The sequence below is a fragment of the Acidovorax cavernicola genome (assembly GCF_003581445.1).
The window spans coordinates 1-20,415 of record NZ_QXMN01000020.1; the positions used below are offsets into that span (position 1 = coordinate 1).

The 20,415-nt window shown below is 68.7% G+C and carries 19 protein-coding genes; 13 read left to right on the top strand and 6 right to left on the bottom strand.

The genetic code is table 11. From position 1 onward, the window contains the following. Window positions 1-576: uracil-DNA glycosylase family protein (locus D3H34_RS16540; protein WP_119554867.1), on the top strand; the 576-nt coding region annotated here is incomplete at its 5' end. A 33-nt stretch (window positions 577-609) separates the two neighbouring features. Next, window positions 610-1,434: an orotidine-5'-phosphate decarboxylase gene (gene pyrF, locus D3H34_RS16545; protein WP_119554869.1), complete on the top strand. Its 825-nt coding sequence runs from the start codon at window positions 610-612 to the stop codon at window positions 1,432-1,434. 7 nt (window positions 1,435-1,441) lie between these two features. Here pyrF and D3H34_RS16550 read toward each other — a convergent pair whose 3' ends face one another. Beyond that, the gene (locus tag D3H34_RS16550) at window positions 1,442-2,176 is read right to left on the bottom strand and encodes a helix-turn-helix domain-containing protein (RefSeq protein WP_056577067.1); all 735 of its coding nucleotides are present in this window, start codon (window positions 2,174-2,176) and stop codon (window positions 1,442-1,444) included. Between the two features lie 140 nt (window positions 2,177-2,316). Between D3H34_RS16550 and D3H34_RS16555 the strand changes: the two genes are divergently transcribed. The 6 genes from D3H34_RS16555 (at window position 2,317) to D3H34_RS16580 (ending at window position 8,270) form a co-directional block, all read left to right on the top strand. Then, window positions 2,317-3,174, top strand: a complete 858-nt coding sequence (locus D3H34_RS16555; protein ID WP_119554871.1) for a hypothetical protein — start codon at window positions 2,317-2,319, stop codon at window positions 3,172-3,174. 53 nt (window positions 3,175-3,227) lie between these two features. Beyond that, window positions 3,228-5,186, top strand: coding sequence for an MFS transporter (locus D3H34_RS16560; RefSeq protein WP_119554873.1), 1,959 nt, complete (start codon window positions 3,228-3,230; stop codon window positions 5,184-5,186). Between the two features lie 212 nt (window positions 5,187-5,398). Further along, on the top strand, window positions 5,399-5,845 hold the full coding sequence (locus D3H34_RS16565) for a hypothetical protein (protein ID WP_286185841.1): 447 nt from the start codon (window positions 5,399-5,401) through the stop codon (window positions 5,843-5,845). Continuing rightward, window positions 5,842-6,642, top strand: coding sequence for a DUF2145 domain-containing protein (locus D3H34_RS16570; protein WP_119554876.1), 801 nt, complete (start codon window positions 5,842-5,844; stop codon window positions 6,640-6,642). The genes D3H34_RS16565 and D3H34_RS16570 overlap by 4 nt, the downstream gene beginning before the upstream one ends. A 43-nt stretch (window positions 6,643-6,685) precedes the next feature. After that, window positions 6,686-7,801 (top strand): zinc ribbon domain-containing protein, encoded by a 1,116-nt coding sequence (locus D3H34_RS16575; RefSeq protein WP_119554878.1) that lies wholly within the window; start codon window positions 6,686-6,688, stop codon window positions 7,799-7,801. Between the two features lie 91 nt (window positions 7,802-7,892). After that, window positions 7,893-8,270 (top strand): DUF3597 domain-containing protein, encoded by a 378-nt coding sequence (locus D3H34_RS16580; protein WP_119554880.1) that lies wholly within the window; start codon window positions 7,893-7,895, stop codon window positions 8,268-8,270. A 94-nt stretch (window positions 8,271-8,364) separates the two neighbouring features. Here D3H34_RS16580 and D3H34_RS16585 read toward each other — a convergent pair whose 3' ends face one another. From D3H34_RS16585 to queA, 3 genes are read right to left on the bottom strand one after another with little or no spacing between them, the layout of a single operon-like run. Next, the gene (locus tag D3H34_RS16585; RefSeq protein WP_119554882.1) at window positions 8,365-9,147 is read right to left on the bottom strand and encodes an SDR family NAD(P)-dependent oxidoreductase; all 783 of its coding nucleotides are present in this window, start codon (window positions 9,145-9,147) and stop codon (window positions 8,365-8,367) included. A 36-nt stretch (window positions 9,148-9,183) separates the two neighbouring features. Next, window positions 9,184-10,356, bottom strand: coding sequence for a tRNA guanosine(34) transglycosylase Tgt (gene tgt / locus D3H34_RS16590; RefSeq protein WP_119554884.1), 1,173 nt, complete (start codon window positions 10,354-10,356; stop codon window positions 9,184-9,186). Window positions 10,357-10,363: 7 nt separating this feature from the next. Continuing rightward, window positions 10,364-11,407 carry a tRNA preQ1(34) S-adenosylmethionine ribosyltransferase-isomerase QueA gene (queA, locus tag D3H34_RS16595; protein ID WP_119554886.1) on the bottom strand — a complete coding sequence of 348 codons (1,044 nt, stop codon included), beginning with the start codon at window positions 11,405-11,407 and terminating at the stop codon, window positions 10,364-10,366. A 137-nt stretch (window positions 11,408-11,544) separates the two neighbouring features. Between queA and D3H34_RS16600 the strand changes: the two genes are divergently transcribed. From D3H34_RS16600 to recG, 3 genes are read left to right on the top strand one after another with little or no spacing between them, the layout of a single operon-like run. Next, the gene (locus D3H34_RS16600) at window positions 11,545-12,237 is read left to right on the top strand and encodes a DUF4166 domain-containing protein (protein ID WP_119554888.1); all 693 of its coding nucleotides are present in this window, start codon (window positions 11,545-11,547) and stop codon (window positions 12,235-12,237) included. Beyond that, window positions 12,234-13,724 (top strand): TIGR01777 family oxidoreductase, encoded by a 1,491-nt coding sequence (locus tag D3H34_RS16605; protein WP_119554890.1) that lies wholly within the window; start codon window positions 12,234-12,236, stop codon window positions 13,722-13,724. Before D3H34_RS16600 ends, D3H34_RS16605 begins: the two co-directional genes overlap by 4 nt. A gap of 11 nt (window positions 13,725-13,735) precedes the next feature. Next, the gene (gene recG, locus D3H34_RS16610; protein WP_350308482.1) at window positions 13,736-15,844 is read left to right on the top strand and encodes an ATP-dependent DNA helicase RecG; all 2,109 of its coding nucleotides are present in this window, start codon (window positions 13,736-13,738) and stop codon (window positions 15,842-15,844) included. A 6-nt stretch (window positions 15,845-15,850) separates the two neighbouring features. Here the strand turns inward: recG and serB are convergent, their stop codons facing one another. Together serB and D3H34_RS16620 are read right to left on the bottom strand one after the other, a co-directional pair. Continuing rightward, on the bottom strand, window positions 15,851-16,555 hold the full coding sequence (gene serB, locus D3H34_RS16615) for a phosphoserine phosphatase SerB (RefSeq protein WP_119554895.1): 705 nt from the start codon (window positions 16,553-16,555) through the stop codon (window positions 15,851-15,853). Then, a complete protein-coding gene (locus D3H34_RS16620; RefSeq protein WP_119555056.1) occupies window positions 16,552-17,457 on the bottom strand; it encodes a LysR substrate-binding domain-containing protein in 906 nt (301 codons plus the stop codon). Before D3H34_RS16620 ends, serB begins: the two co-directional genes overlap by 4 nt. Window positions 17,458-17,659: 202 nt before the next feature. On the opposite strand from D3H34_RS16620, the gene D3H34_RS16625 reads away from it, so the two are divergent. Together D3H34_RS16625 and D3H34_RS16630 are read left to right on the top strand one after the other, a co-directional pair. Beyond that, the gene (locus D3H34_RS16625; protein ID WP_119554898.1) at window positions 17,660-18,730 is read left to right on the top strand and encodes an ABC transporter ATP-binding protein; all 1,071 of its coding nucleotides are present in this window, start codon (window positions 17,660-17,662) and stop codon (window positions 18,728-18,730) included. 13 nt (window positions 18,731-18,743) lie between these two features. Then, window positions 18,744-20,390, top strand: a complete 1,647-nt coding sequence (locus D3H34_RS16630) for an ABC transporter permease (protein ID WP_119554900.1) — start codon at window positions 18,744-18,746, stop codon at window positions 20,388-20,390. Window positions 20,391-20,415: the final 25 nt, after the last annotated feature.

The following is a 20,415-nucleotide window of genomic DNA, read 5'->3' on the forward strand; positions in this document are numbered from 1 at the left end:
GTGGCCGCCCCGGCCCCGCGCCCGGTGGCAGCACCGCCCGTGGCACAAGTCGCCGCCGTGCTGGTCGAAGCCCCCTGCCGCCTGTATGCCGACAAGGCCGATGCCGCCGCGCCGGTGCAGGGCGGCTGGCTGGTCGTCGCCGACATGCCACCTGAGGCCGACGGCCGCCACGGCGAGCCCTTCGCGGGCGATGCCGGCCGCCTGCTCGACAACATGCTGCGCGCGCTGAAACTGCACGACGGTGGCACGCCGGTGCACCTGATGCGCACGCACCGCGACGTGGCCATCGGCCAGCCCGGCAGCCCGCAGCCGATCGACACCGCCTTCGATGCCCACGCGGCGGCGCTGGCGCCGCGCGTCGTGCTGGCCATGGGCCCGCTGGCCGCGCAGAGCCTGATGCAAAGCCGCGATCCGCTGGGCAAGCTGCGTGGCCGTGCGGTCCCGCTGGCGCAGGCGAATGGCGTGCCCGTCGTAGCGACCTACCACCCCGCCTACCTGCTGCGCAACCCGGCCGACAAGGCCCGCGCCTGGGCCGACCTCTGCCTGGCCGCGGAGCAGGCCACGCCCTCGGCCTGAGGCTGGCGGGCGGGGTCCTTAAAATCGGGCCTCATGACTTTTCTCGACAAGCTGGCCGCCGCACAGCAAAAAAACGGCTCGTTGCTCTGCGTGGGCCTCGACCCGGAGCCCGCCAAATTCCCGGGGGCGTACAAGGGTGACGCCAGCCGCATCTATGACTTCTGCGCGCGCATCGTCGACGCGACGGCCGACCTGGTCATCGCCTTCAAGCCGCAGATCGCCTACTTCGCGGCCCACCGCGCCGAAGACCAGCTCGAACGGCTCATGGAGCACATGCGCCGCAACGCGCCCCATGTGCCCACGATTCTGGATGCCAAGCGCGGCGACATCGGCTCCACCGCCGAGCAGTACGCGCTCGAAGCCTTCGAGCGCTACGGCGCCGACGCCGTGACGCTGTCGCCCTTCATGGGCTTCGACTCGGTCGCGCCTTATCTCAAGCACGAATGCAAGGGCGCCTTCCTGCTGTGCCGCACCAGCAACCCCGGCGGTTCCGACCTGCAGGGCCAGCGGCTCGCGAGCGTCGAGGGCCAGCCCTTCCTGTACGAGCACGTCGCCCGCCTGGCGCAAGGCCCGTGGAACCTCAACGGCCAGCTCGGCCTCGTGGTGGGCGCGACCTACCCGGCGGAAATCGAGCGTGTGCGCGAACTCGCGCCGACGGTGCCGCTGCTGATCCCGGGCGTCGGTGCCCAGGGCGGCGACGCGGTCGCCACCGTGCGCGCCGGCTGGCGCGCCGATGCGCCGATCATCGTGAACTCGTCGCGGGCGATCATCTACGCCTCGTCGGGCGAAGATTTCGCCGATGCGGCGAAGAACGCCGCGCGCGCCACGCGCGACGCGCTCGAAGCAGCCAAGCCCTGACGGGCCTTCAGTTCCGCCTTAGGCGGGTGAAGAGCTCGAACTCCCAGTTGCGCATGCCCAGCAGCAGGGTGTAGCCCTCGCGGTCCTTGGCCGACAGCTTCTGGTCGGTCTGGTGCTGCTGCGCAAAGTCTTGCGCCACGCGCTGCAGCCGCTCCAGGAAGGCTGGCGCCAGCGACCGGCTGATCGAGCCGTGCACCAGCAGCAGCCCTTCGGCCGGACCGTCGAAACCGCCCTTGTAGTAGTCGAGCACGACGTTCTCGCGGAAGAACTCCATCACCGGACCGTGCGGGCGCCAGCGGAAGGTCTTGGCGAGCTTCAGGCGATACCGGTTGAGCGGGCGCAGCTCGATGATGCCGATGCGGTCCAGCTGCGCCAGGCAGCCGATGCACTCGGCCTCGGTGATCCGGTACGACGCCACGATCTGCTCCAGCGTCCACTGGCTCAGCACGCTGATCGCCACCAGCAGCAGCTTCTTGTCCTTGACCACGGCTTTTTCCTGCTCGTGGGTCAGCTCCTTCAGCAGCGGCTGGGCGTCGGCCACGCGCCGCGCCAGCTCGGCGAAATCGATCTTCAGGGCGCGGCAGATCGCGTCGACGCGCGACAGCGGCATGTCGCTCTTGGCCAGCATGCGCTTGACGCTGGATTCCGCCATGTCCAGCGACCGGGCGAGGTCGGCGTATGTCATGCGGGCGCTTTTGAGTTCGTTCTTGAGGGCCTGGACCAGGTCGACGGTGGTGCTCATGAAGGGAGGGTACGGGTTGAAGGTATAGAAAAAGGATACCGAAGGGTGTGAAATAGTGCCTCGTATCGATTCTCGATGCCTGGGGGAGGGCTGGCAACTAAATTCCACCCCGCCAGCCACCACCCCCACCGAGGAACGCCATGCTTCTGCCCACCCTGACACGCCGCGAACGCGGACTGCTGTTCACCTTCGCGCTGCTTTTGCTGGTCGCCTTCTTCGGCCCGGCACTGCCGGCTGCCGATGTGGCGATCGCCTCGGTGTTCGCCGACAACCGGCCGCTGCTGCACCTGCCCAACGCGATGGACGTGCTGAGCAACCTGCCATTCCTGGTGATCGGCTGCCTGGGGCTGTACCGCCTCAACCGCATCGACCGTTCGCACCAGGAGGCGCTGGCCGGATTCCCGCTGGCACCGCCCGCCAACGACCCGCCCGACAACACGCTGGACTGCGCCTGGCTGTTCTTCGCCGGCCTGATCGCCACCGCCGCCGGCTCGGCCTTCTATCACCTGATGCCCGACGCGCCCCGCCTCGCCGCCGACCGTGCCGGCATGGCCGTGGCCTTCGCGGGCCTGATCGGTATCGCGGTCTGCGAGCGGGTCAGCCAGCGCGCCGGCTGGCCAGCCGCCTGGTTCGTGCTCACGGCCGGCCTGCTGGCGGCCGAGGTCTGCCAGGAAACCGGCAACGTGCTGCCCTGGGCGCTGGTGCAGTTCGGCGGCATGGCGGTGGTGCTCACGCTGGCATTGAGCACGCCGATGCGCGGCGCCGTCGGGCTCAAGCTGGGCTGGGTGATCGCGTTCTATGTGCTGGCCAAGGCCTTCGAGCTGGGCGACCACGCCATCTACGAAGCCACGGGCCACCTCGTGTCGGGCCACACCCTCAAGCACCTGGTGGCATCGCTGGCCGGCCTGCCCGTGCTGCTGGCGCTGTGCCGCCTGGAAAAGGGCTGGCGCGCCACCCTGCTGCGGCACAATCCCGACCCAGCCGCGGTCGCGGCTTGACCCCTGAAGCGCCCGTGGCGCAGCGGTAGAAGACAAAGAGGAGATTGCATCGAATGACAACCCCCGCCGCCGCCGCAGCGCCCGCGCCCGTGGTTCATGAGCCCAACGCCCACGCCAACCAGTTCGCGTTGCTCGGCCAGCGGCGCTTCGCACCCTTCTTCTGGACCCAGTTCGCGGGCGCCGCGAACGACAACCTCTTTAAGTTCGCCTTCACCGTCATGGTGACCTACCAGCTGCAGCTGAGCTGGATGCCGCCGGCGATGGCGGGGCTGGTGATCGGGGCGCTGTTCATCCTGCCTTTCCTGCTGTTCTCGGCCACGGCCGGGCAGCTGACCGACAAGTTCGACAAGACGAAGATGATCCGCTTCGTCAAGAACCTCGAGATCGCCATCATGGTGATCGCCGCCTGGGGCTTCGTGCGTGCCGACGCGGTGGTGCTGCTGGCCTGCGTGTTCCTCATGGGGCTGCACTCCACGCTGTTCGGGCCGGTCAAGTTCGCCTACCTGCCGCAGGTGCTCGATTCGCGCGAGCTCACGGGCGGCAACGGCATGGTCGAGATGGGCACCTTCGTCGCCATCCTGCTGGGCCAGGTGGCGGGCGGGCTGCTGGTGGCGCTGCCGCAGATCGGCCACACCACGGTGGCCGTGGCCTGCCTGCTGCTCGCGCTGGTGGGGCGCGGCGTGGCGCAGGCCATTCCGCCCGCGCCGGCCACCGACCCGAGCTTGGTCATCAACTGGAACCCTTTCAGCGAAACCTGGCGCAACCTGATGCTGGCGCGCGAGAACATCGTGGTGTTCCGCTCGCTGCTGGGCATCTCGTGGATGTGGTTCTTCGGCGCGGTGTTCCTCAGCCAGTTCCCGAGCTTCGCGAAGGAAGTGCTGCACGGCGACGAGCAGGTGGCCTCTTTGCTGCTGGTGGTGTTCTCGGTGGGCATCGGCGTGGGCTCGCTGCTGTGCGAGACGCTGAGCCGCCGGCAGGTGGAGATCGGCCTCGTGCCGCTGGGCGCCATCGGCATGAGCGTGTTCGCGATCGACCTGTACTTCGCCTCGCGCGCCCTGCCGCCTTCGGCGGGCATGGGCCTGGGCGCCTTCGTGCACCAGGCCGCGCACTGGCGCGTGATGGCCGACCTGGCGCTGCTGTCGCTCTTCGCGGGCCTGTACAGCGTGCCGATGTATGCGCTGATCCAGCTGCGCAGCCAGCCCACGCACCGCGCGCGGATCATCGCGGCGAACAACATCCTCAACGCGCTGTTCATGATCGGCAGCTCGGTGCTGGCGGGCGCGCTGCTGGGCGCGGGCTTCAGCATCCCGCAGATCTTCCTGTTCACCGGCATCGCCAACGCGGTGGTGGCGTTCTACATCTTCATGCTGGTGCCCGAGTACCTGCTGCGCTTCGTGGCCTGGGTGCTGTCGCGCTTTGTGTACCGCTTCGACATCAAGGGCGACGAACACATTCCCACCGAGGGCGCCGCCGTGCTGGTGTGCAACCACGTGAGCTTCATCGACGCCGTGCTGCTGATGGCCGCGAGCCCGCGCCCCATCCGCTTCATCATGGACCACCGCATCTTCAAGGTGCCGGTGCTCGGCTGGCTGTTCAGGCTGGCCAAGGCCATTCCGATCGCGCCGCAGAAGGAAGACCCGGCCGCGTACGAGGCCGCCTTTGCGAAAGCCATCGACGTGCTGCGCGAGGGCGACCTGCTCGCCATCTTCCCCGAAGGCGCGATCACGCGCGACGGCGAATTGCAGCCCTTCAAGGGCGGCGTGATGAAGATCCTCGAGGGCGCGCGCGCCGAAGGCATCGAGCCGCCGGTGATCCCGATGGCGCTGACCAACCTCTGGGGCTCTTACTTCAGCCGCATCGAGCTGCGCGGCGGCCAGCAGGTCGCCATGGCCAAGCCTTTCCGTCGCGGCTTCTTCAGCCGCGTGGGCCTGCGTGTCGGCGCGCCCGTGCCGCCGCAGGAGGTGCAGCCCGAGACGCTGCGCCAGCGTGTGAGCAGCCTGCTCTCCGCCTGAGGCTGGCCGCGCTTTCGGTATCCCTGGGATATACCGAAGGATTCCAAAATCGCAACCGGTTGAAGTATTCGAGCCTCGCGGCGTGAAGGCGAACCATCATTCGCTCACCTTCACAGCGCCGCGAGGCCATCATGCAACCCCTCTCATCCTCCACCGTTTCGATCATCCAGCGCGGCCAGCCGGCTTCGCGCAAGACCACCCTGGCACGGTCGATGGCCGCCCTGGCTTTCGCCGTCTGCACCGCGTTCGCGGGTGTCGCGACGCCGTTGCCCGCGCAGGCCCAGAGCGAGGCCTCGGCCGCGCTGTCGCTGCTGCCCGTGGCGTCGGTGGTCGGTGCCGCCTCCGTGGTCGGCGCATCGGCCACCGCGGTGGTGGCCGTGCCCGCGGCGCTCTCGGTGGGCGGTTCGGTGCTCACGGTGATCGCGGTCGAGGCCTCGGTCGACGGCACGGTCTATCTGCTCGAGCGTGCCTCGGACGGCGCCCGCGCCAGCGTCAAGGTGATGGGGCGCGCCACCCGTGGCGTGTCGGTGGTCGCCGGCACGGCCGTGGTCGTGAGCGTGATCGGCACGGGGGTCGTGCTCTCGGCCGCCGGCGAGGTGCTGGCCTTCGTGCCCAACGCGGTCGGCCGCGCACTGCTCCACAACGAAAGACTGTCGTGAAGCCCGCCATACGCCCCGCGCTGTGGCTGGCGTTCGCGCTGGCCGCGGTGCTGCCGCTGCAGGCGAATGCCGGCCGCTCATGCGAGCAGGTCAAGCCGACGGCGGCGCTGATCGTCAAGGGCATGCAACTGGCCGAACGCACCTCGCAACAGCTCGATGCAAGCGGCGCGCGCGTGGTCATCCTGGCGCGCGCCGGGCAGGACCTGAGCAAGTACGGCCTGCGCTATTCGCACCTGGGCATCGCCTACAAGACCGACGAGGGCCCGTGGCGCGTGGTGCACAAGCTCAACCACTGCGGCACGGCCGTGGCGGCGGTCTACCGGCAGGGGCTCGGCGAGTTCTTCCTGGATGACCTGTGGCGCTACGAGGCCGCCTGGTCCGTGCCCACGCCCGCGGTGCAGCAGCAACTGCTGGCCGCGCTGCGCGAGCCCGATGCGCGCCTCGTGCGCCTGAACGTCGCGCCCTACAGCATCGTGAGCTACGTCTGGGGCCAGAAGTACCAGCAGTCGAACCAGTGGGCCATCGAGACCCTGGCCGCCGCGATGGAGCCCGCCACCATCGGCACCCGTGCGCAGGCACAGGCCTGGCTGCAGTTCAAGGGCTACGAGCCGACCACGCTGACGCTCGGCCCGCTGACCCGCCTGGGCGGGCGCGTGGGTTCGGCCAACATTGCTTTCGACGATCATCCGAACGAGAAACGCTTCTCGGACCGCATCGAGACCGTGACCGTCGACTCGGTGTTCGCCTGGCTGCCGCGCGCAGGCCTAGGCGCGCCGCAGGTCACACTCAAGCTCTGAGCGAAAAGAAGCAACGAAGAACAGAAAGAAAGAAGGAAAGACCATGAGCAAATCCCTGCGCCTGTCCGAGAAGTGGTTCCGCCGCGGCCTCTGGCTGGTGGCGTTCGTGTTCGCGAGCTTCCTGATCGGGCTGGGCAGCACGATCGTGGGCGACCTGCCGCAGGTCGAGCGCGTGCGCGTGCTCGACGACTTCATCGACAAGCCGGCGGCCGAGCCGCTGCGCGCCACCATCAAGGCGTCCGAGAAGGCCGAGGAGCAGGCCGCGCGCGACCTCGACCAGGCACAGCTGCAGCTCAACACGGCGCAGCAGGCCAGCGCCAACGCGCGCGAGACCTTCGGCAACTGGATCGCCACGCGCCGCGCCACCGCGCAGCCCGACCAGGACACCGAACTCATCGCGCGCACCAAGGCGCTCGACGCCTTCAAGCAGAAGGAAGACGCGGCGCAGCGCAAGGCCGATGCGCAACGCCAGATCGCGCTCGACGCGCGCCAGGCCGAGCAGCGCGCGCGCGAGGCATTGAGCGTGCTGGAGCACGACGCGCAGGAGCGCCTGAACGCCGAATACCGCCGCGTCGAGTTGCGCGTGTTCGCCTACCGGCTCGCGCTGACCCTGCCGCTGCTGCTGGTGGCCGGCTGGCTGTTCGTGAAGAAGCGCAAGAGCACCTACTGGCCCTTCGTGTGGGGCTTCATCTTCTTCGCGCTCTTTGCCTTCTTCGTCGAGCTGGTGCCTTATCTGCCGAGCTACGGCGGCTATGTGCGCTACGTGGTGGGCATCGTGCTCACCGTGCTGGTGGGGCGCTACGCGATCATTGCGCTCAACCGCTACCTGGCGCGCCAGAAGCTTGCCGAGCAGCAGCCCGACCAGGTGCGCCGCGAAGAACTGAGCTACGACGTCGCGTTGGCGCGCCTGGGCAAGAGCGTGTGCCCAGGCTGCGAGCGACCGGTGGACCTGAAGAACAACGAGATCGACTTCTGCCCGCACTGCGGCATCGGTCTGTTCGACCACTGCGGCCACTGCAGCACGCGCAAGAGCGCGTTCTCCAAGTTCTGCCATGCCTGCGGAACCTCGGCGGGTGCGCAGTCGCCGTCGCCCCACACACCTGTGACCGGCACTGCGCAATCGGTCACGCCGGGTGCACCGGTTCAGCCGGCCACGTAGCGGAACCGCCGCACGGTCGTGCTACAACCCCGGGCTGCGGTACGCAACGCCGTGCCGCGGGTTTTCCCATTCACATTGACGGAGCACACCCATGAGCATTTTCGGCAAGATTTTTTCCAAGATTTTCCCGTCGGCCAACGCCGCTGAAGTCGTCGCCGCACCGCCGGCGGCTGCACCGGGCGCACCGGCCGTCGCCGCACCGCCGGCTGCAATCCCGCTGGGCGACGTGCCCGCCGTCCTGGACGCGATGCCGGGCGCCGCCGGCCTGAACTGGCGCACCTCGATCGTCGACCTGCTCAAGCTGCTGGGCCTGGACAGCAGCCTCGCCGCGCGCAAGGAACTGGCCAGCGAAATCCTTTACAGCAACGGCGAGCCCGGTTCGGCCGAATGGAACATCGGCCTGCACAAGCAGGTGATGAGCCGCATCGCCGCCAATGGCGGCACGCTGCCCGCCGAACTGCGCGACTGATCCGGTCCGCGGACCGCGCCAACGAAAAAGCCCGGCTGTGCCGGGCTTTTTTTCGTCCTGTCTCGAAGAAGAGAAGGAGAAGGAAGGTGGGGGCTTAGATCCAACCGGCGTCCACCACGTAGTCCTGCGCGGTGCACATGCGCGAGTCGTCGGCCGCGAGGAACAGCGCCATCGCCGCGATATCTTCCGCCATCACACGCCCCGGCAGGCATTGCGCCGCATCGATCTCGGCGCCCGATTCGGGCTTGACCCACAGCTTGATCTGCCGCTCGGTCATCACCCAACCCGGCATGATCGTGTTGACCCGGATGTTCTGTTTGCCCAGGTCGCGCGCCAGCGAGCGCGTGAGGCCGCGCACGCCTGCCTTGCAGGCCTGGTAGACCGGGTAGCCCCGGCCCTTCATCATCCAGCTGATCGAGCCGAAGTTGACGATCGATCCGCCGCCCAACGCACGCATGTCATCGGCCACCGCCTGCGCGGCGAAGAACTGGTGCTTGATGTTCACGGCCACCAGACGATCGAAGTCGTCGCTCGTCACGTCGGCCAGTTCGTGGCGCCGGTCATTGGCCGCGTTGTTCAGCAGCACCGACACCGGCCCGAAGCGCTGGCGCACCGCGTCGATGGCGGCGGCGAGTGCTTGTGTGTCGGTCACGTCGCAGGGCACGAAGAGGGCGGGGTGTTCGCCCTGCAGCTGCGCGGCGAGCGCATCGCCGGCAACGGTGTCGAGGTCGCAGAAGCCGACCTTGGCGCCCTGTGCATGAAAGGCCCGCACCAGCGATTCGCCGATGCCGCTGGCCCCGCCCGAGATGAACACGGTGCGGCCGGCGAGCGAGGGATACCGGGCGGTGTAGGCGGAGGCAGAGGCGGTGGGCGTCATGCCCGCGAGCCTACCCCAACGCCGCCGCGCCGGCTGTCAGACGCCGCGCGCGCGGTCCGACTTGAACTGCGCCCGGAACGCCGTGAACGTGCCCGCGTCCAGCGCCGCGCGGATCTCCGTCATCAGGTTCAGGTAGTAGTGCAGGTTGTGGATGGTCGTGAGCATCGGCCCGAGCATCTCGCCGCAGCGGTCCAGGTGGTGCAGGTAGGCGCGGCTGAAGCCCTCGCGGCCGCCGTCGTTCCAGCTCACGCCCGAGGTGCCGGCGCAGGCGTGGCAGGTGCAGCTCGGGTCGATCGGCTGCGGGTCGCTCTTGTGGCGCGCGTTGCGCATCTTCAGGTCGCCGAAGCGCGTGAACAGCGTGCCGTTGCGCGCGTTGCGCGTGGGCATCACGCAGTCGAACATGTCGACGCCGTCGGCCACGCCCTGCACCAGGTCCTCCGGCGTGCCCACGCCCATCAGGTAGCGCGGCTTGTTCGCGGGCAGCCGGTGCGGCGTGTGGCCCATGATGTGCAGCATCTCTTCCTTGGGCTCGCCCACGCTCACGCCGCCGATGGCGTAGCCGGGGAAGTCCATGTCGACCAGCGCCGCGAGCGACTCTTCGCGCAGGTTCTCGAACATGCCGCCCTGCACGATGCCGAAGAGGGCGTTGGGGTTCGAAAGGCGCGCGAACTCGGCTTGGCAGCGCTTGGCCCAGCGCAGGCTCAGCTCCATCGAGACGCGTGCCTCGGCCTCGGTCGTGATGTGGCCCTTGGTGTCGTAGGGCGTGCACTCGTCGAACTGCATGACGATGTCGCTGTTCAGGATGGTCTGGATCTGCATCGAGACCTCGGGCGTGAGGAACAGCTTGTCGCCGTTGACCGGCGACGCGAACTTCACGCCTTCTTCGCTGATCTTGCGCATCGCGCCCAGCGACCACACCTGGAAGCCGCCCGAGTCGGTGAGGATGGGCTTGTCCCATTTCTCGAACTGGTGCAGCCCGCCGAAGCTCGCCATCACGTCCAGGCCCGGGCGCATCCACAGGTGGAAGGTGTTGCCCAGGATGATCTGCGCGCCCATCTCTTCCAGGCTGCGCGGCATCACGCCCTTGACGGTGCCGTAGGTGCCCACGGGCATGAAGATCGGCGTCTGGACCTTGCCGTGGTTGAGCGTGAGCGTGGCGCGGCGCGCGTGGCTGTCGGGGTCGGTCTTGAGGAGTTCGAAGTTCAGCATGGTCGTCTCAGTCTTGTTGACGCTGCAGCAGCATGGCGTCGCCATAGCTGAAGAAGCGGTAGCCGTTGGCGATGGCGTGGGCGTACAGCGCCATCACACGCTCGTAGCCGGCGAAGGCCGAGACCAGCATCATCAGCGTGCTCTTCGGCAGATGGAAGTTGGTCACCAGCACGTCGACATGCGCGAAGGCGAAGCCCGGCGTGATGAAGATGCGCGTGTCGCCGGTGGCCTCGCCGCTCTTCGCCCACGACTCGAGCGTGCGCACGGTGGTCGTGCCCACGGCCACGACGCGGCCGCCGCGCGCCTTGCATTCGGCAATGGCGCGCTGCGTGGCCTCGGGCACTTCGTAGCGCTCGGCGTGCATCGTGTGCTCGGCGATGTTCTCGGTCTTCACCGGCTGGAAGGTGCCGGCGCCCACGTGCAGCGTGACGTTGGCGCGCTGCACGCCGCGCGCGTCGAGTTCGGCCAGCAGGCCTTCGTCGAAATGCAGCGCGGCCGTGGGTGCGGCTACCGCGCCGGGCACGCGTGCGAACACGGTCTGGTAGCGGCTTTCGTCGTCGGCCGAGTCGGTGTGCGTGATGTAGGGCGGCAAGGGCACGTGGCCGCAGCGCTCCATCAGCATGTAGGGGTTCTCGCCGGTGTCGCTCTCGAAGGCGAAGCGGAACAGCGCGCCGTCTTCCTCGGGCCAGCGGCCCAGCAGCGTGGCACGGAACCCACCCACCATCTCCAGCGTGGTGCCCACCGGCGGCTTCTTGCTGACCTTCATGTGGGCCACGACCTCCTGCCCCTGCAGCACGCGTTCGACCAGCAGTTCGAGCTTGCCGCCGGTCGGCTTCTCGCCGAACAGGCGCGCCTTGACCACGCGCGTGTCATTGAAGACCAGCAGGTCGCCCGCACGCAGCAGCGAGGGCAGTTCCTTGAAGATGCGGTCGGCCGGGGCGGCGCCGGTGCCGTCGAGCAGACGGGAGGCGGTGCGTTCGGTGGCCGGGTGTTGGGCCACCAGCTCGGGCGGCAGATGGAAATCGAAATCGGAAAGCGTGAAGGCGCGCATGGTGCTTGAGGGCCGGACGGGCCCGTGCCAAGGAGGCATGGGAAAGGGAAAAAGCGGGAAGCGGGCGATTGTCCCATGGCCCGGAATCACGGCACCGCTGCGGGGTCGGCCTGGGGTTGCCGAGGCAGAATCGACGCATGGTCGATTCTTCCGTCGCGCGTGTCACGCCGTCTCCTGCTCCTCCTTCCGAAGGCGAGCTCTTCAAGAAGATCCTGGGCGGGGCCTGGATGGGGCTGCATCCCGACATCCGCCGGCGCTTCGACAAGAACCCCTCGCCGGGCAAGGCGCTGCACTACCTGGGCGCGCTCAGCGAACTGCGCTGCTCGCGCTTCGGCAAGCTGCTGGGGCACCTCACGCAGCCGATGATCCAGGGCGCGCTGATTCCCTACAGCGACAGCCACTTCCCCGTGGAAATCCAGGTCTACGCCAGGCCCGACGATCCGGCCATCTACAAGCAACGCATCTACCGCCTGCACGGGCGCCGGCCCATCCAGTTCACCAGCTTCATGCGCGAGAGCGAACGCGGCGAGGTGCTGGAGTACGTGGGCATGGGGCTGGGCATGAAGCTGGTGCTGAGCGTGGAGAACGGCAGCCTGCATTTCCAGAGCGACGGCTATTTCTGGGAAGTGTTCGGCTGGCGCATCCCGCTGCCGGGCCTGTTCACGCCGGGCAAGACCTTCCTCTGGCACCACAACGAAACGCCGGAGCGTTTCAACATCCGCATCGAGATCCGCCACTGCCTCATGGGCACCACCTTCACGCAGGTCGGCGTGTTCGAAGAGGTGCCGGAGCCGACGGCGCAGGCGCATGAACAGGCGGTGTCCGCATGATCGACACCCACCTGCTGGCCCTGCAGCTCATGGCGGCGCAGGGTGCGCTGGGCGCCTTCGACACGCTCTACCACCACGAAGGCACCGAGGCCCTGCCGCGCCGGGGCACGGCGGGGCGCGAGCTGGCGATCCACGCCACGCGCTCGTCGATCTACTGCGCGCTGTTCCTCGGGCTGTCGGCGTGGGCCTGGCACGGCGCATGGGCGTGGGTGTTGCTGGTGGTGTTCGGCATCGAGATCGTGCTCACGTTGTGGGACTTCGTGGTCGAAGACGGCAGCCGCCTGCTGCCGCCCACCGAGCGCGTGACGCACACGGTGCTGGCCATCAACGCCGGCGCGTTCATCGCGCTGCTGGCGATGAGCGCGGTCGGCTGGGCAGACCAGCCGACGGCGATGGTGTGGCAGCCGCATGGCTGGCTCAGTGCCTTCCTGGCGTTGTGCGGCGTGGGCGTCGGCATTTCGGGGCTGCGCGACGGCTTTGCGGCGCGCGCGCTGTTCAAGCAGCAGAAGCAGGCGCAGGTACGCGCCGTCGAGGCCCCTGTGCGCTTCGGCACCAGGCCGCAGCAGGTGCTGGTGACGGGCGGCACCGGCTTCATCGGCCAGATCCTCGTGCGCCATCTGCTGGCCGACGGCCATGCGGTGACGGTGTGGACACGCGACGCGCGCGCTGCCGCCTGGGGCTTCGGCGGCGCGGTGCGCTGCGTGCAGTCGCTCGACCAGATTCCTGCAGCGGACGCCATCGATGTCGTCGTCAACCTCGCGGGTGCGCGCATCCTCGGCCAGCGCTGGAGCGCGCGGCGCCAGCAGCAACTGCTGCGAAGCCGTGAAGGCCTGACGCAACAGCTCGTCGCATGGATCGCGGCACGTCCGCGCAAACCGTGGCTGCTGCTCTCGGGTTCGGCCATCGGCTACTACGGCGTGCAGCCGCAGGGCGACACCGCGGAGCTCGCTGAAGACGCACCGCCGCAGGACATCTTCATGTCGACGCTGTGCCAGCGCTGGGAGCGGGCCGCGCACGCGGCCGTGGCGCATGGCGTGCGCGTGGCCTGCCTGCGCTTCGGCTTCGTGCTGGGACACCAAGGCTCGCTGCCGCAGCTGCTGATGCCGATTCAGCTCGGCATGGGCGGGCGATTGGGCAGCGGACGGCAGTGGCTGTCGTGGGTGCATGTGCACGACCTCATCCGCGCCATCGCGCATGTGTGGACCGTCGCCGAGCCCGACACGGGTCCCGCTGACGCGCAGGCCTTCAACGTCACAGCCCCCGGCGCATTGAGCCAGGAAGCATTCACCCGCGTCGCCGCCGGTGTGCTGCACCGCCCCTGCTGGATGCCCACGCCCGCCGCGCCCGTGAAGCTGCTGCTCGGCGAGCAGGCCGACCTGCTGCTCGAAGGCCAGCGCGTGGTGCCGGCGCAGCTGCTGCGCACAGGCTTCCAGTTCATGTTCCCCGATGCCCGCAGCGCCTTGACGGACCTTTGCCGTCCACGCTAGAAGCCTTGTCCGTGCCCGCCAAGAAAGAACCGACTCCCCCCGCCGCGCCGGCGCAACCACCCGGTGCCGGCCTGAGCCTCGTGCAGCGCGCGCTGCGCAAGCTCGGCCTCGTGCGCGACATCGACTTCGCGCTCTATCTGCCGATGCGCTATGAGGACGAGACGCGCATCGTGCGTCTGGCCGACACGCGCGACGGCGACATGGCACAGGTCGAGGGCGTGGTCACCGAGTGCGAGGTGGTCTACCGCCCGCGCCGCCAGCTCATCGCCACCATCGACGACGGCTCCGACACCTGCCAGCTGCGCTTCTTCAACTTCTACCCGTCGCAGCAGAAGCAGCTCGCGGTGGGCGCCAAGGTGCGTGTGCGCGGCGAGATGCGCGGCGGCTTAGTGGGGCGGCAGATCATGCACCCGACCGTCAAGGCGGCCGGCACTGCGCTGCCCAATGCGCTCACGCCGGTGTACTCGACCGTGGCCGGACTCGCGCAGCCGGTGCTGCGGCGCGAGGTGCGATCGGGCCTGGCGCGCGCGCTGCTCGACGAGACCATTCCCGTGCAGATCGGCCTGCGCGGCGCGTGGGACCTGCGCAGCGCGCTGAGCTTCCTGCACTACCCGACGCCCGACGTGTCGATCGCCGCGCTCGAAGACCACAGCCACCCGGCGTGGCAGCGCATCAAGGCCGAGGAGCTGCTGGCGCAGCAGCTCTCGCAATTGCAGGCGCGGCTGGAACGTGCCGCGCAGCGCGCGCCGGTGCTGCCTGCGTCCGCTGAACCGGAAGCGAGTTCACTGCATGCGCAGCTGCTCGCCGTGCTGCCCTTCGGCCTCACCGGCGCGCAGCAGCGCGTGGGCGAGGAGATCACGGCCGACCTGCATCGCCAGGTGCCGATGCACCGTCTGCTGCAGGGCGACGTGGGCTCGGGCAAGACCGTGGTCGCGGCGCTGGCTGCGGCGCGCTGCATCGACGCGGGCTTCCAGTGCGCGCTGATGGCGCCCACCGAAATCCTCGCGGCCCAGCACTTCGGCAAGCTGGTCGGCTGGCTCGATCCGCTGCTGGCCGCGCGTGGCCTGCGCGTGGCGTGGCTCACGGGCAGCCAGAAGAAAAAGGAGCGCGATGCGATGTCGGCCGCCGTCGAGAGCGGCGAGGCCGCGCTGGTCATCGGCACGCACGCCGTCATCTCGGAGAAGGTGCGCTTCAAGAAGCTCGCGCTGGCGATCATCGACGAGCAGCACCGCTTCGGCGTGGCGCAACGCCTGGCCCTGCGTGGGAAAGCAGGCGGCGACCTCGAACCGCACCTGCTGATGATGAGCGCCACCCCGATCCCGCGCACGCTGGCGATGAGCTACTACGCCGACCTCGACGTGTCCACGCTCGACGAGCTGCCGCCCGGCCGCACGCCCATCGTCACCAAGCTGGTGGCCGACCACCGGCGCGACGAGGTCATCGACCGCATCCAGGCGCAGATCGCGCAGGGGCGGCAGGTCTACTGGGTCTGCCCGCTGATCGAGGAGAGCGAGGCGGTCGACCTGCGCAACGCCACCGAGACGCGCGACGAACTGGCCGGCACGCTGGGCGAGCACATCCAGGTCGGCCTGCTGCATTCGCGCATGCCCACGGCCGAGAAGGCGGCGGTGATGGCGGCCTTCACCGCCAACGAAATCCAGGTGCTGGTGAGCACCACGGTGATCGAAGTGGGCGTCGACGTGCCCAACGCCTCGCTGATGGTGATCGAGCATGCCGAGCGCTTCGGCCTCTCGCAGCTGCACCAGCTGCGCGGCCGTGTGGGGCGCGGCGCGGCGGCCTCGGCCTGCGTGCTGCTCTATGCACCGGGCGACAGCGGGCGCGTGGGCGAGGCGGCGCGCGCACGCCTCAAGGCCATGGCCGAGACCGCCGACGGCTTCGAGATCGCGCGGCGCGACCTGGAGATCCGCGGACCCGGCGAGTTCCTGGGCGCGCGCCAGTCCGGCGCGCCGCTGCTGCGCTTTGCCGACCTCGCGACCGACACGCTGCTGCTCGACTGGGCGCGCGAACTCGCGCCGGTGATGCTGCAGAAACACGCGGAACTCGCGCAGCGGCACATCGACCGCTGGCTGGGCACCAAGGCCGAATACCTGAAGGCCTGAGCGAACTCAGCGGCTGGCGTTCAGAAAGTCGAGCAGCCGGTCGAGTCCGCCTTCGTCGATGGCCAGCGTGGCGGCTTCGCGCACGGTGGGCTTGGCGTGATAGGCCACCGACAACCCGGCCACACGCATCATCGGCAGGTCGTTCGCACCGTCGCCCACGGCGATGGCCTGGGCCGGCGAGATGTCCATCGCGCGGCAGCATTCGAGCAGCTTGTCCTTCTTGGCGTCGCCGTCGCAGATGTCGCCCCAGGGCTGGGGCAGCATGTGCCCGGTCAGCCGGCCCTCTTCGATCTCGAGCACGTTCGAGCGCGTGTCGTCCAGCTGCAGCCGCTCGCGCAGGCGGTCGGTGAAGAAGGTGAAGCCGCCGCTCAGCAGCACGACGCGCAGGCCGGCCCTTTTGCAGGCATCGATGAGCGTCTCGGCGCCGGGGTTCAGGTGCAGGCGCTCGTCGTACACCGTCTGCAACGCCGACAGCGGCACGCCGCGCAGCAGCGCCACGCGCCGGCGCAGGCTGTCCTTGTAGTCGGTGATCTCGCCGCGCATCGTGGCCTCGGTGATGGCCGCGACCTCGGGGCCGCAGCCCGCGATGTCGGCGATCTCGTCGACCGTCTCGATGTCGATCAGCGTCGAGTCCATGTCGAAGGCGATCAGCCTGAAGTCCGACAGCCGCAGGGTGGAAGGAGAGGAGGAGGGGGAGAGCGTCTTGTTCATGGCGTGGGGCTGCCTGCGTTCCAGTGCTGGGTGCCGAGCCAGTCGACGAACTGCCGCGCCAGCGCGGCCACCGGCCCTTCGGTGCGGTACAGCGCATAGACGCCGGAGGCCGGCAGGCGCGGCTCGGGAAACACCAGGCGCAGCCGGTCGGCGCGGATGTCTTCCTCGAGCAGGCACCAGGGCGCCAGCGCGAGCCCCAGGTCGTTCATGGCCGCCTGCATGCAGAGAAACTGGTGATCGAACACGGGGCCCGGCAGCTGGGGCGGCACGCGCACGCCGGCCAGCTCGAACCAGCGCGGCCAGTTCTCCAGCCCGCCCGCGGCCTGCAGCAGCGGGTGGCCCAGGCAGTCGGCCATGCTGGCGATGCGGTGGCGTTCGATGAAGCGCGGCGATGCCACGGCCACGAGGTGGTCGTCCAGGCAGCGCACGCAGGTGTGGTCGGGGCGCTGCATGGGAATGCGGCGGATCAGCACGTCGCTGCCTGCCTCGGCCTGATCGAAGAACTGACGGCCCAGGGTCGACAGCTGCACGTCGGTCTGCGGCGCGAGGGCCTGGAACCCGGCCAGCCGCGGAATGAGCCACTTCATCGCCAGCGAGGGCGTGGTGCACACGCGCAGGCTGCTGCGCTGGTGGGGCGACTTCAGCGCGGCCGTGGCGCTGGCGATGCGGTCCAGGCTGGCCTGCACTTCGGCGAAGTAGTCGCGCGCGTGCGGCAGCAGCGTCGCGCCGCGCGCCTCGCGCGCGAACAGCGGCTGGCCCAGGTAGTCCTCCAGCAGGCGGATCTGCTGGCTGACGGCGCTGTGCGTGATGCTGAGTTCGTCGGCGGCCGCGGTGAAGTTGGCATGGCGCGCCGCCGCCTCGAAGGCGCGCAGCGCCTTCAAAGGGGGGAGGCGTCGGGTCACCACATGCGTACCTTGGCGAGCGGGCTTGTCTTCCTCATGTTCTTTTCGTGTTCGGTTGCGTGCCGCCTTGGAGTCGGAGGCCGGCGGGCATCGTAGACCGGGAAGCCTGCAGAAAAACTAACCGACCGCCTTAAAAAATCCGGCTGGTGGCACGCAAGGGCCGCGCCTAGCATCGCGCTTCCTTCCACCCTGAACAAGAGACATGGCTTCCATCACCATCGACAACGTCGTGAAGCAGTTCGCCAACCAGACGGTGCTGCAGAACCTGTCGCTGCATGTGCCCGATGGCGCCTTCTTCACCCTGCTGGGCCCCAGCGGCTGCGGCAAGACGACCCTGCTGCGCTGTATCGCGGGCTTCAACGAGCCCGACGGCGGGCGCATCCTGTTCGACCAGGACGACGTGACGCGCGTGTCGACCCACCACCGCGACATCGGCATGGTGTTCCAGGACTACGCGCTGTTCCCCGACAAGACGGCCTTCGACAACGTGGCCTACGGCCTGCGCGCGCGCAAGGTGCCCAAGGCCGAGATCGCCCGGCGCGTCAACGAGGCGCTGGACAAGGTGAGCCTGCTCGCACTGGCCGACCGCTACCCTGCGCAGATGAGCGGCGGCCAGCGCCAGCGCGTGGCGCTGGCCCGCGCGCTGGTGATCCGCCCGCGCGTGCTGCTGATGGACGAGCCGCTGTCCAACCTCGACGCCAAGATGCGCCTGCAGATGCGGGACGTGATCCTGGACCTCGTGCGCGAGGCCGGCATCACCACCGTGTTCGTCACGCACGACCAGGAAGAGGCGCTGGCCATGTCGGACCGCATCGCCATCATGGACCGAGGCAGCATCGCGCAGCTGGGCACGCCGGAGGAGCTGTACGGCACGCCGGTGAACGCCTACGTGGCGGACTTCATCGGCTCGGCCAACGTGATTCCCGTGCCGGCGGAGTCCGCCGGCGGCGCCGCGTCGCACGTTCGCTACCAGCTGTGCGGCCAGCAGCTCGACGGCATGCAGGGCGGCGCCGCGCTGGGCGCGCAGGGCATCCTCATCGCGCGCCCCGAGGCGTTGTCGTTGATGGCACCCGCGCCCCACGTGCCCAACGCCATCGCGGGCGAGGTGCTGCGCCGCCAGTACCTGGGCTTCAAGACTGCCTACCGCATCCGGCTGCACGACAACTCCGAGATCCGCGTCGAGCTGCATGCCGGCAACATGGTGGCCGACTTCCAGGCCGGCGATGCGGTGCAGGTGCTCGTGCCGGCCGACAGCCGCGTGGTCGCCGCCTGAACGGACGCACACCATGAAAATCAACTGGTGGCCCTGGGGTTTCCTGACCCTGCTGAGCCTTGTGCTGCTGCTGTTCTTCGTGTTCTATCCATTGGGCACGCTGTTCGTGAACAGCGTGCGCGACGAGTCGGGCGCGTTCTCGTTGTCCGGTTTCATCACCCTGCTGCAGGACAGCGAATACCTGCTCGCGTTCCGCAACACGCTGGTGCTGGGCGTGTCGGTCACGGCCTGCACCGTGGCGGTGGGCGTGCCCTTCGCCTACATGGTGGCGCGCTACGACTTCCCGCTGAAGAACCTGGTGGCCGTGCTGCCGATCATGACCATCGTGATCCCCGAGATCATCGTGGGCCAGTCGTGGCTGCTGCTGCTGGGCAACAACGGGCTGGTGACCAACCTGCTCGCGGGCGTGGGCATCACGCTGCCGACCTTCTACGGCTGGACCGGCATGGTGTTCTCCATGACGCTGGTCTACTACACCTACATCTACCTGGGCGTGCTGGCCGCGCTGCGCGGCTTCGACGGCCAGCTCGAGGAAGCCGGCCTGAGCCTGGGCACCTCGCCGCTGGTGACCAAGCTGCGCGTGCTGGTGCCGGTGATCCTGCCCGCGGTGCTGGTCAATGCGCTGGTGGTGTTCACGCTGGTGGTGGGCAACTTCGCGCTGTCGGTGGTGCTGGGCAGCAGCGTGCCGCTGCTGTCGGTCATGACGTACAACGCCTTCGTCGGCGAGATGGGCGGCAGCCCCACGCTGCAAAGCGCGATGTCGGTGGTGTCCATCGGCATCGTGGCCATCGTGCTGTTCTTCCAGAAGCGCGTGGTCGAACGCAAGATCTACACGATGACGCAGGGCCGCGCACCCGCGGTGGTGCGCGTGCGTTCGGGCGCGGCGGTGTTCTACACGCTCAGCGTGGGCGTGATCATCGTGCTGTCGATGCTGCCGCTGCTCATCGTCTTCGTGGGCGCGTTCACCGAGACCAGCGGCCCCGTGATGCGCTGGGGCGAGTGGTCGCTGTCGAGCCTGGAGCGCGCGCTGCGCGGTGCGCCCGAGCCGATCATCAACTCGCTGAAGTTCGCCTCCATGGCGACGGTGGTGGGCGTGGCCTTCGCGGTGCTGGTGAGCTACCTCACGATCAAGAAGCGCAACGCCTTCACCCAGCTGCTCGACTACATCGTGGTGCTGCCGCTGACCATCTCGGGCACGGTGCTGGGCATTGCGCTGGTGCAGACCTTCAACACCGGCTGGCTGGTGCTGGCGGGCACCTCGGGAATCATGGTGCTGTGCTACACGGTGCGCCGCCTGCCCTTTGCGGTGCGCAACGCGTCGTCGACGCTGTTCAACATCTCGGACTCCATCGAGGAGGCCTCGATCAGCCTGGGCGTGTCGCCGCTGAAGACCTTCTTCAAGGTGCTGCTGCCGGCCATGAAGGCCTCGATCATCTCGGCCGCCATCCTGATGTGGGTGACGACGATCTCGGAGCTGTCGGCTTCCATCGTGGTCTACACGGGCGGCCTGGAGACCATGCCCATCGCCATCTTCCGCCAGGTCGACGGCGGCCGCCTGGGCCTGGCCTCGGCGTACGGCGCGGCGCTGGTCAGCGTGATCCTGCTGCCCATCGTGGTGGCGATCAAGGTGTTCCGCATCAATCTGTTTTCCAGCAAATGACCCGTTCACTCACTTCAACCTGCGA

Excerpts from the sequence above, each read along its gene's own strand:
- D3H34_RS16550 (WP_056577067.1), bottom strand. The coding sequence starts at position 2,176 with ATGAGCACCACCGTCGACCTGGTCCAGGCCCTCAAGAACGAACTCAAA.
- D3H34_RS16585 (WP_119554882.1), bottom strand. The coding sequence starts at position 9,147 with ATGACGCCCACCGCCTCTGCCTCCGCCTACACCGCCCGGTATCCCTCG.
- D3H34_RS16625 (WP_119554898.1), top strand. The coding sequence starts at position 17,660 with ATGGCTTCCATCACCATCGACAACGTCGTGAAGCAGTTCGCCAACCAG.
- pyrF (WP_119554869.1), top strand. The coding sequence starts at position 610 with ATGACTTTTCTCGACAAGCTGGCCGCCGCACAGCAAAAAAACGGCTCG.
- D3H34_RS16605 (WP_119554890.1), top strand. The coding sequence starts at position 12,234 with ATGATCGACACCCACCTGCTGGCCCTGCAGCTCATGGCGGCGCAGGGT.
- serB (WP_119554895.1), bottom strand. The coding sequence starts at position 16,555 with ATGAACAAGACGCTCTCCCCCTCCTCCTCTCCTTCCACCCTGCGGCTG.
- tgt (WP_119554884.1), bottom strand. The coding sequence starts at position 10,356 with ATGCTGAACTTCGAACTCCTCAAGACCGACCCCGACAGCCACGCGCGC.
- D3H34_RS16565 (WP_286185841.1), top strand. The coding sequence starts at position 5,399 with ATGGCCGCCCTGGCTTTCGCCGTCTGCACCGCGTTCGCGGGTGTCGCG.
- D3H34_RS16580 (WP_119554880.1), top strand. The coding sequence starts at position 7,893 with ATGAGCATTTTCGGCAAGATTTTTTCCAAGATTTTCCCGTCGGCCAAC.
- queA (WP_119554886.1), bottom strand. The coding sequence starts at position 11,407 with ATGCGCGCCTTCACGCTTTCCGATTTCGATTTCCATCTGCCGCCCGAG.
- D3H34_RS16555 (WP_119554871.1), top strand. The coding sequence starts at position 2,317 with ATGCTTCTGCCCACCCTGACACGCCGCGAACGCGGACTGCTGTTCACC.
- D3H34_RS16560 (WP_119554873.1), top strand. The coding sequence starts at position 3,228 with ATGACAACCCCCGCCGCCGCCGCAGCGCCCGCGCCCGTGGTTCATGAG.
- D3H34_RS16575 (WP_119554878.1), top strand. The coding sequence starts at position 6,686 with ATGAGCAAATCCCTGCGCCTGTCCGAGAAGTGGTTCCGCCGCGGCCTC.
- D3H34_RS16630 (WP_119554900.1), top strand. The coding sequence starts at position 18,744 with ATGAAAATCAACTGGTGGCCCTGGGGTTTCCTGACCCTGCTGAGCCTT.
- D3H34_RS16600 (WP_119554888.1), top strand. The coding sequence starts at position 11,545 with ATGGTCGATTCTTCCGTCGCGCGTGTCACGCCGTCTCCTGCTCCTCCT.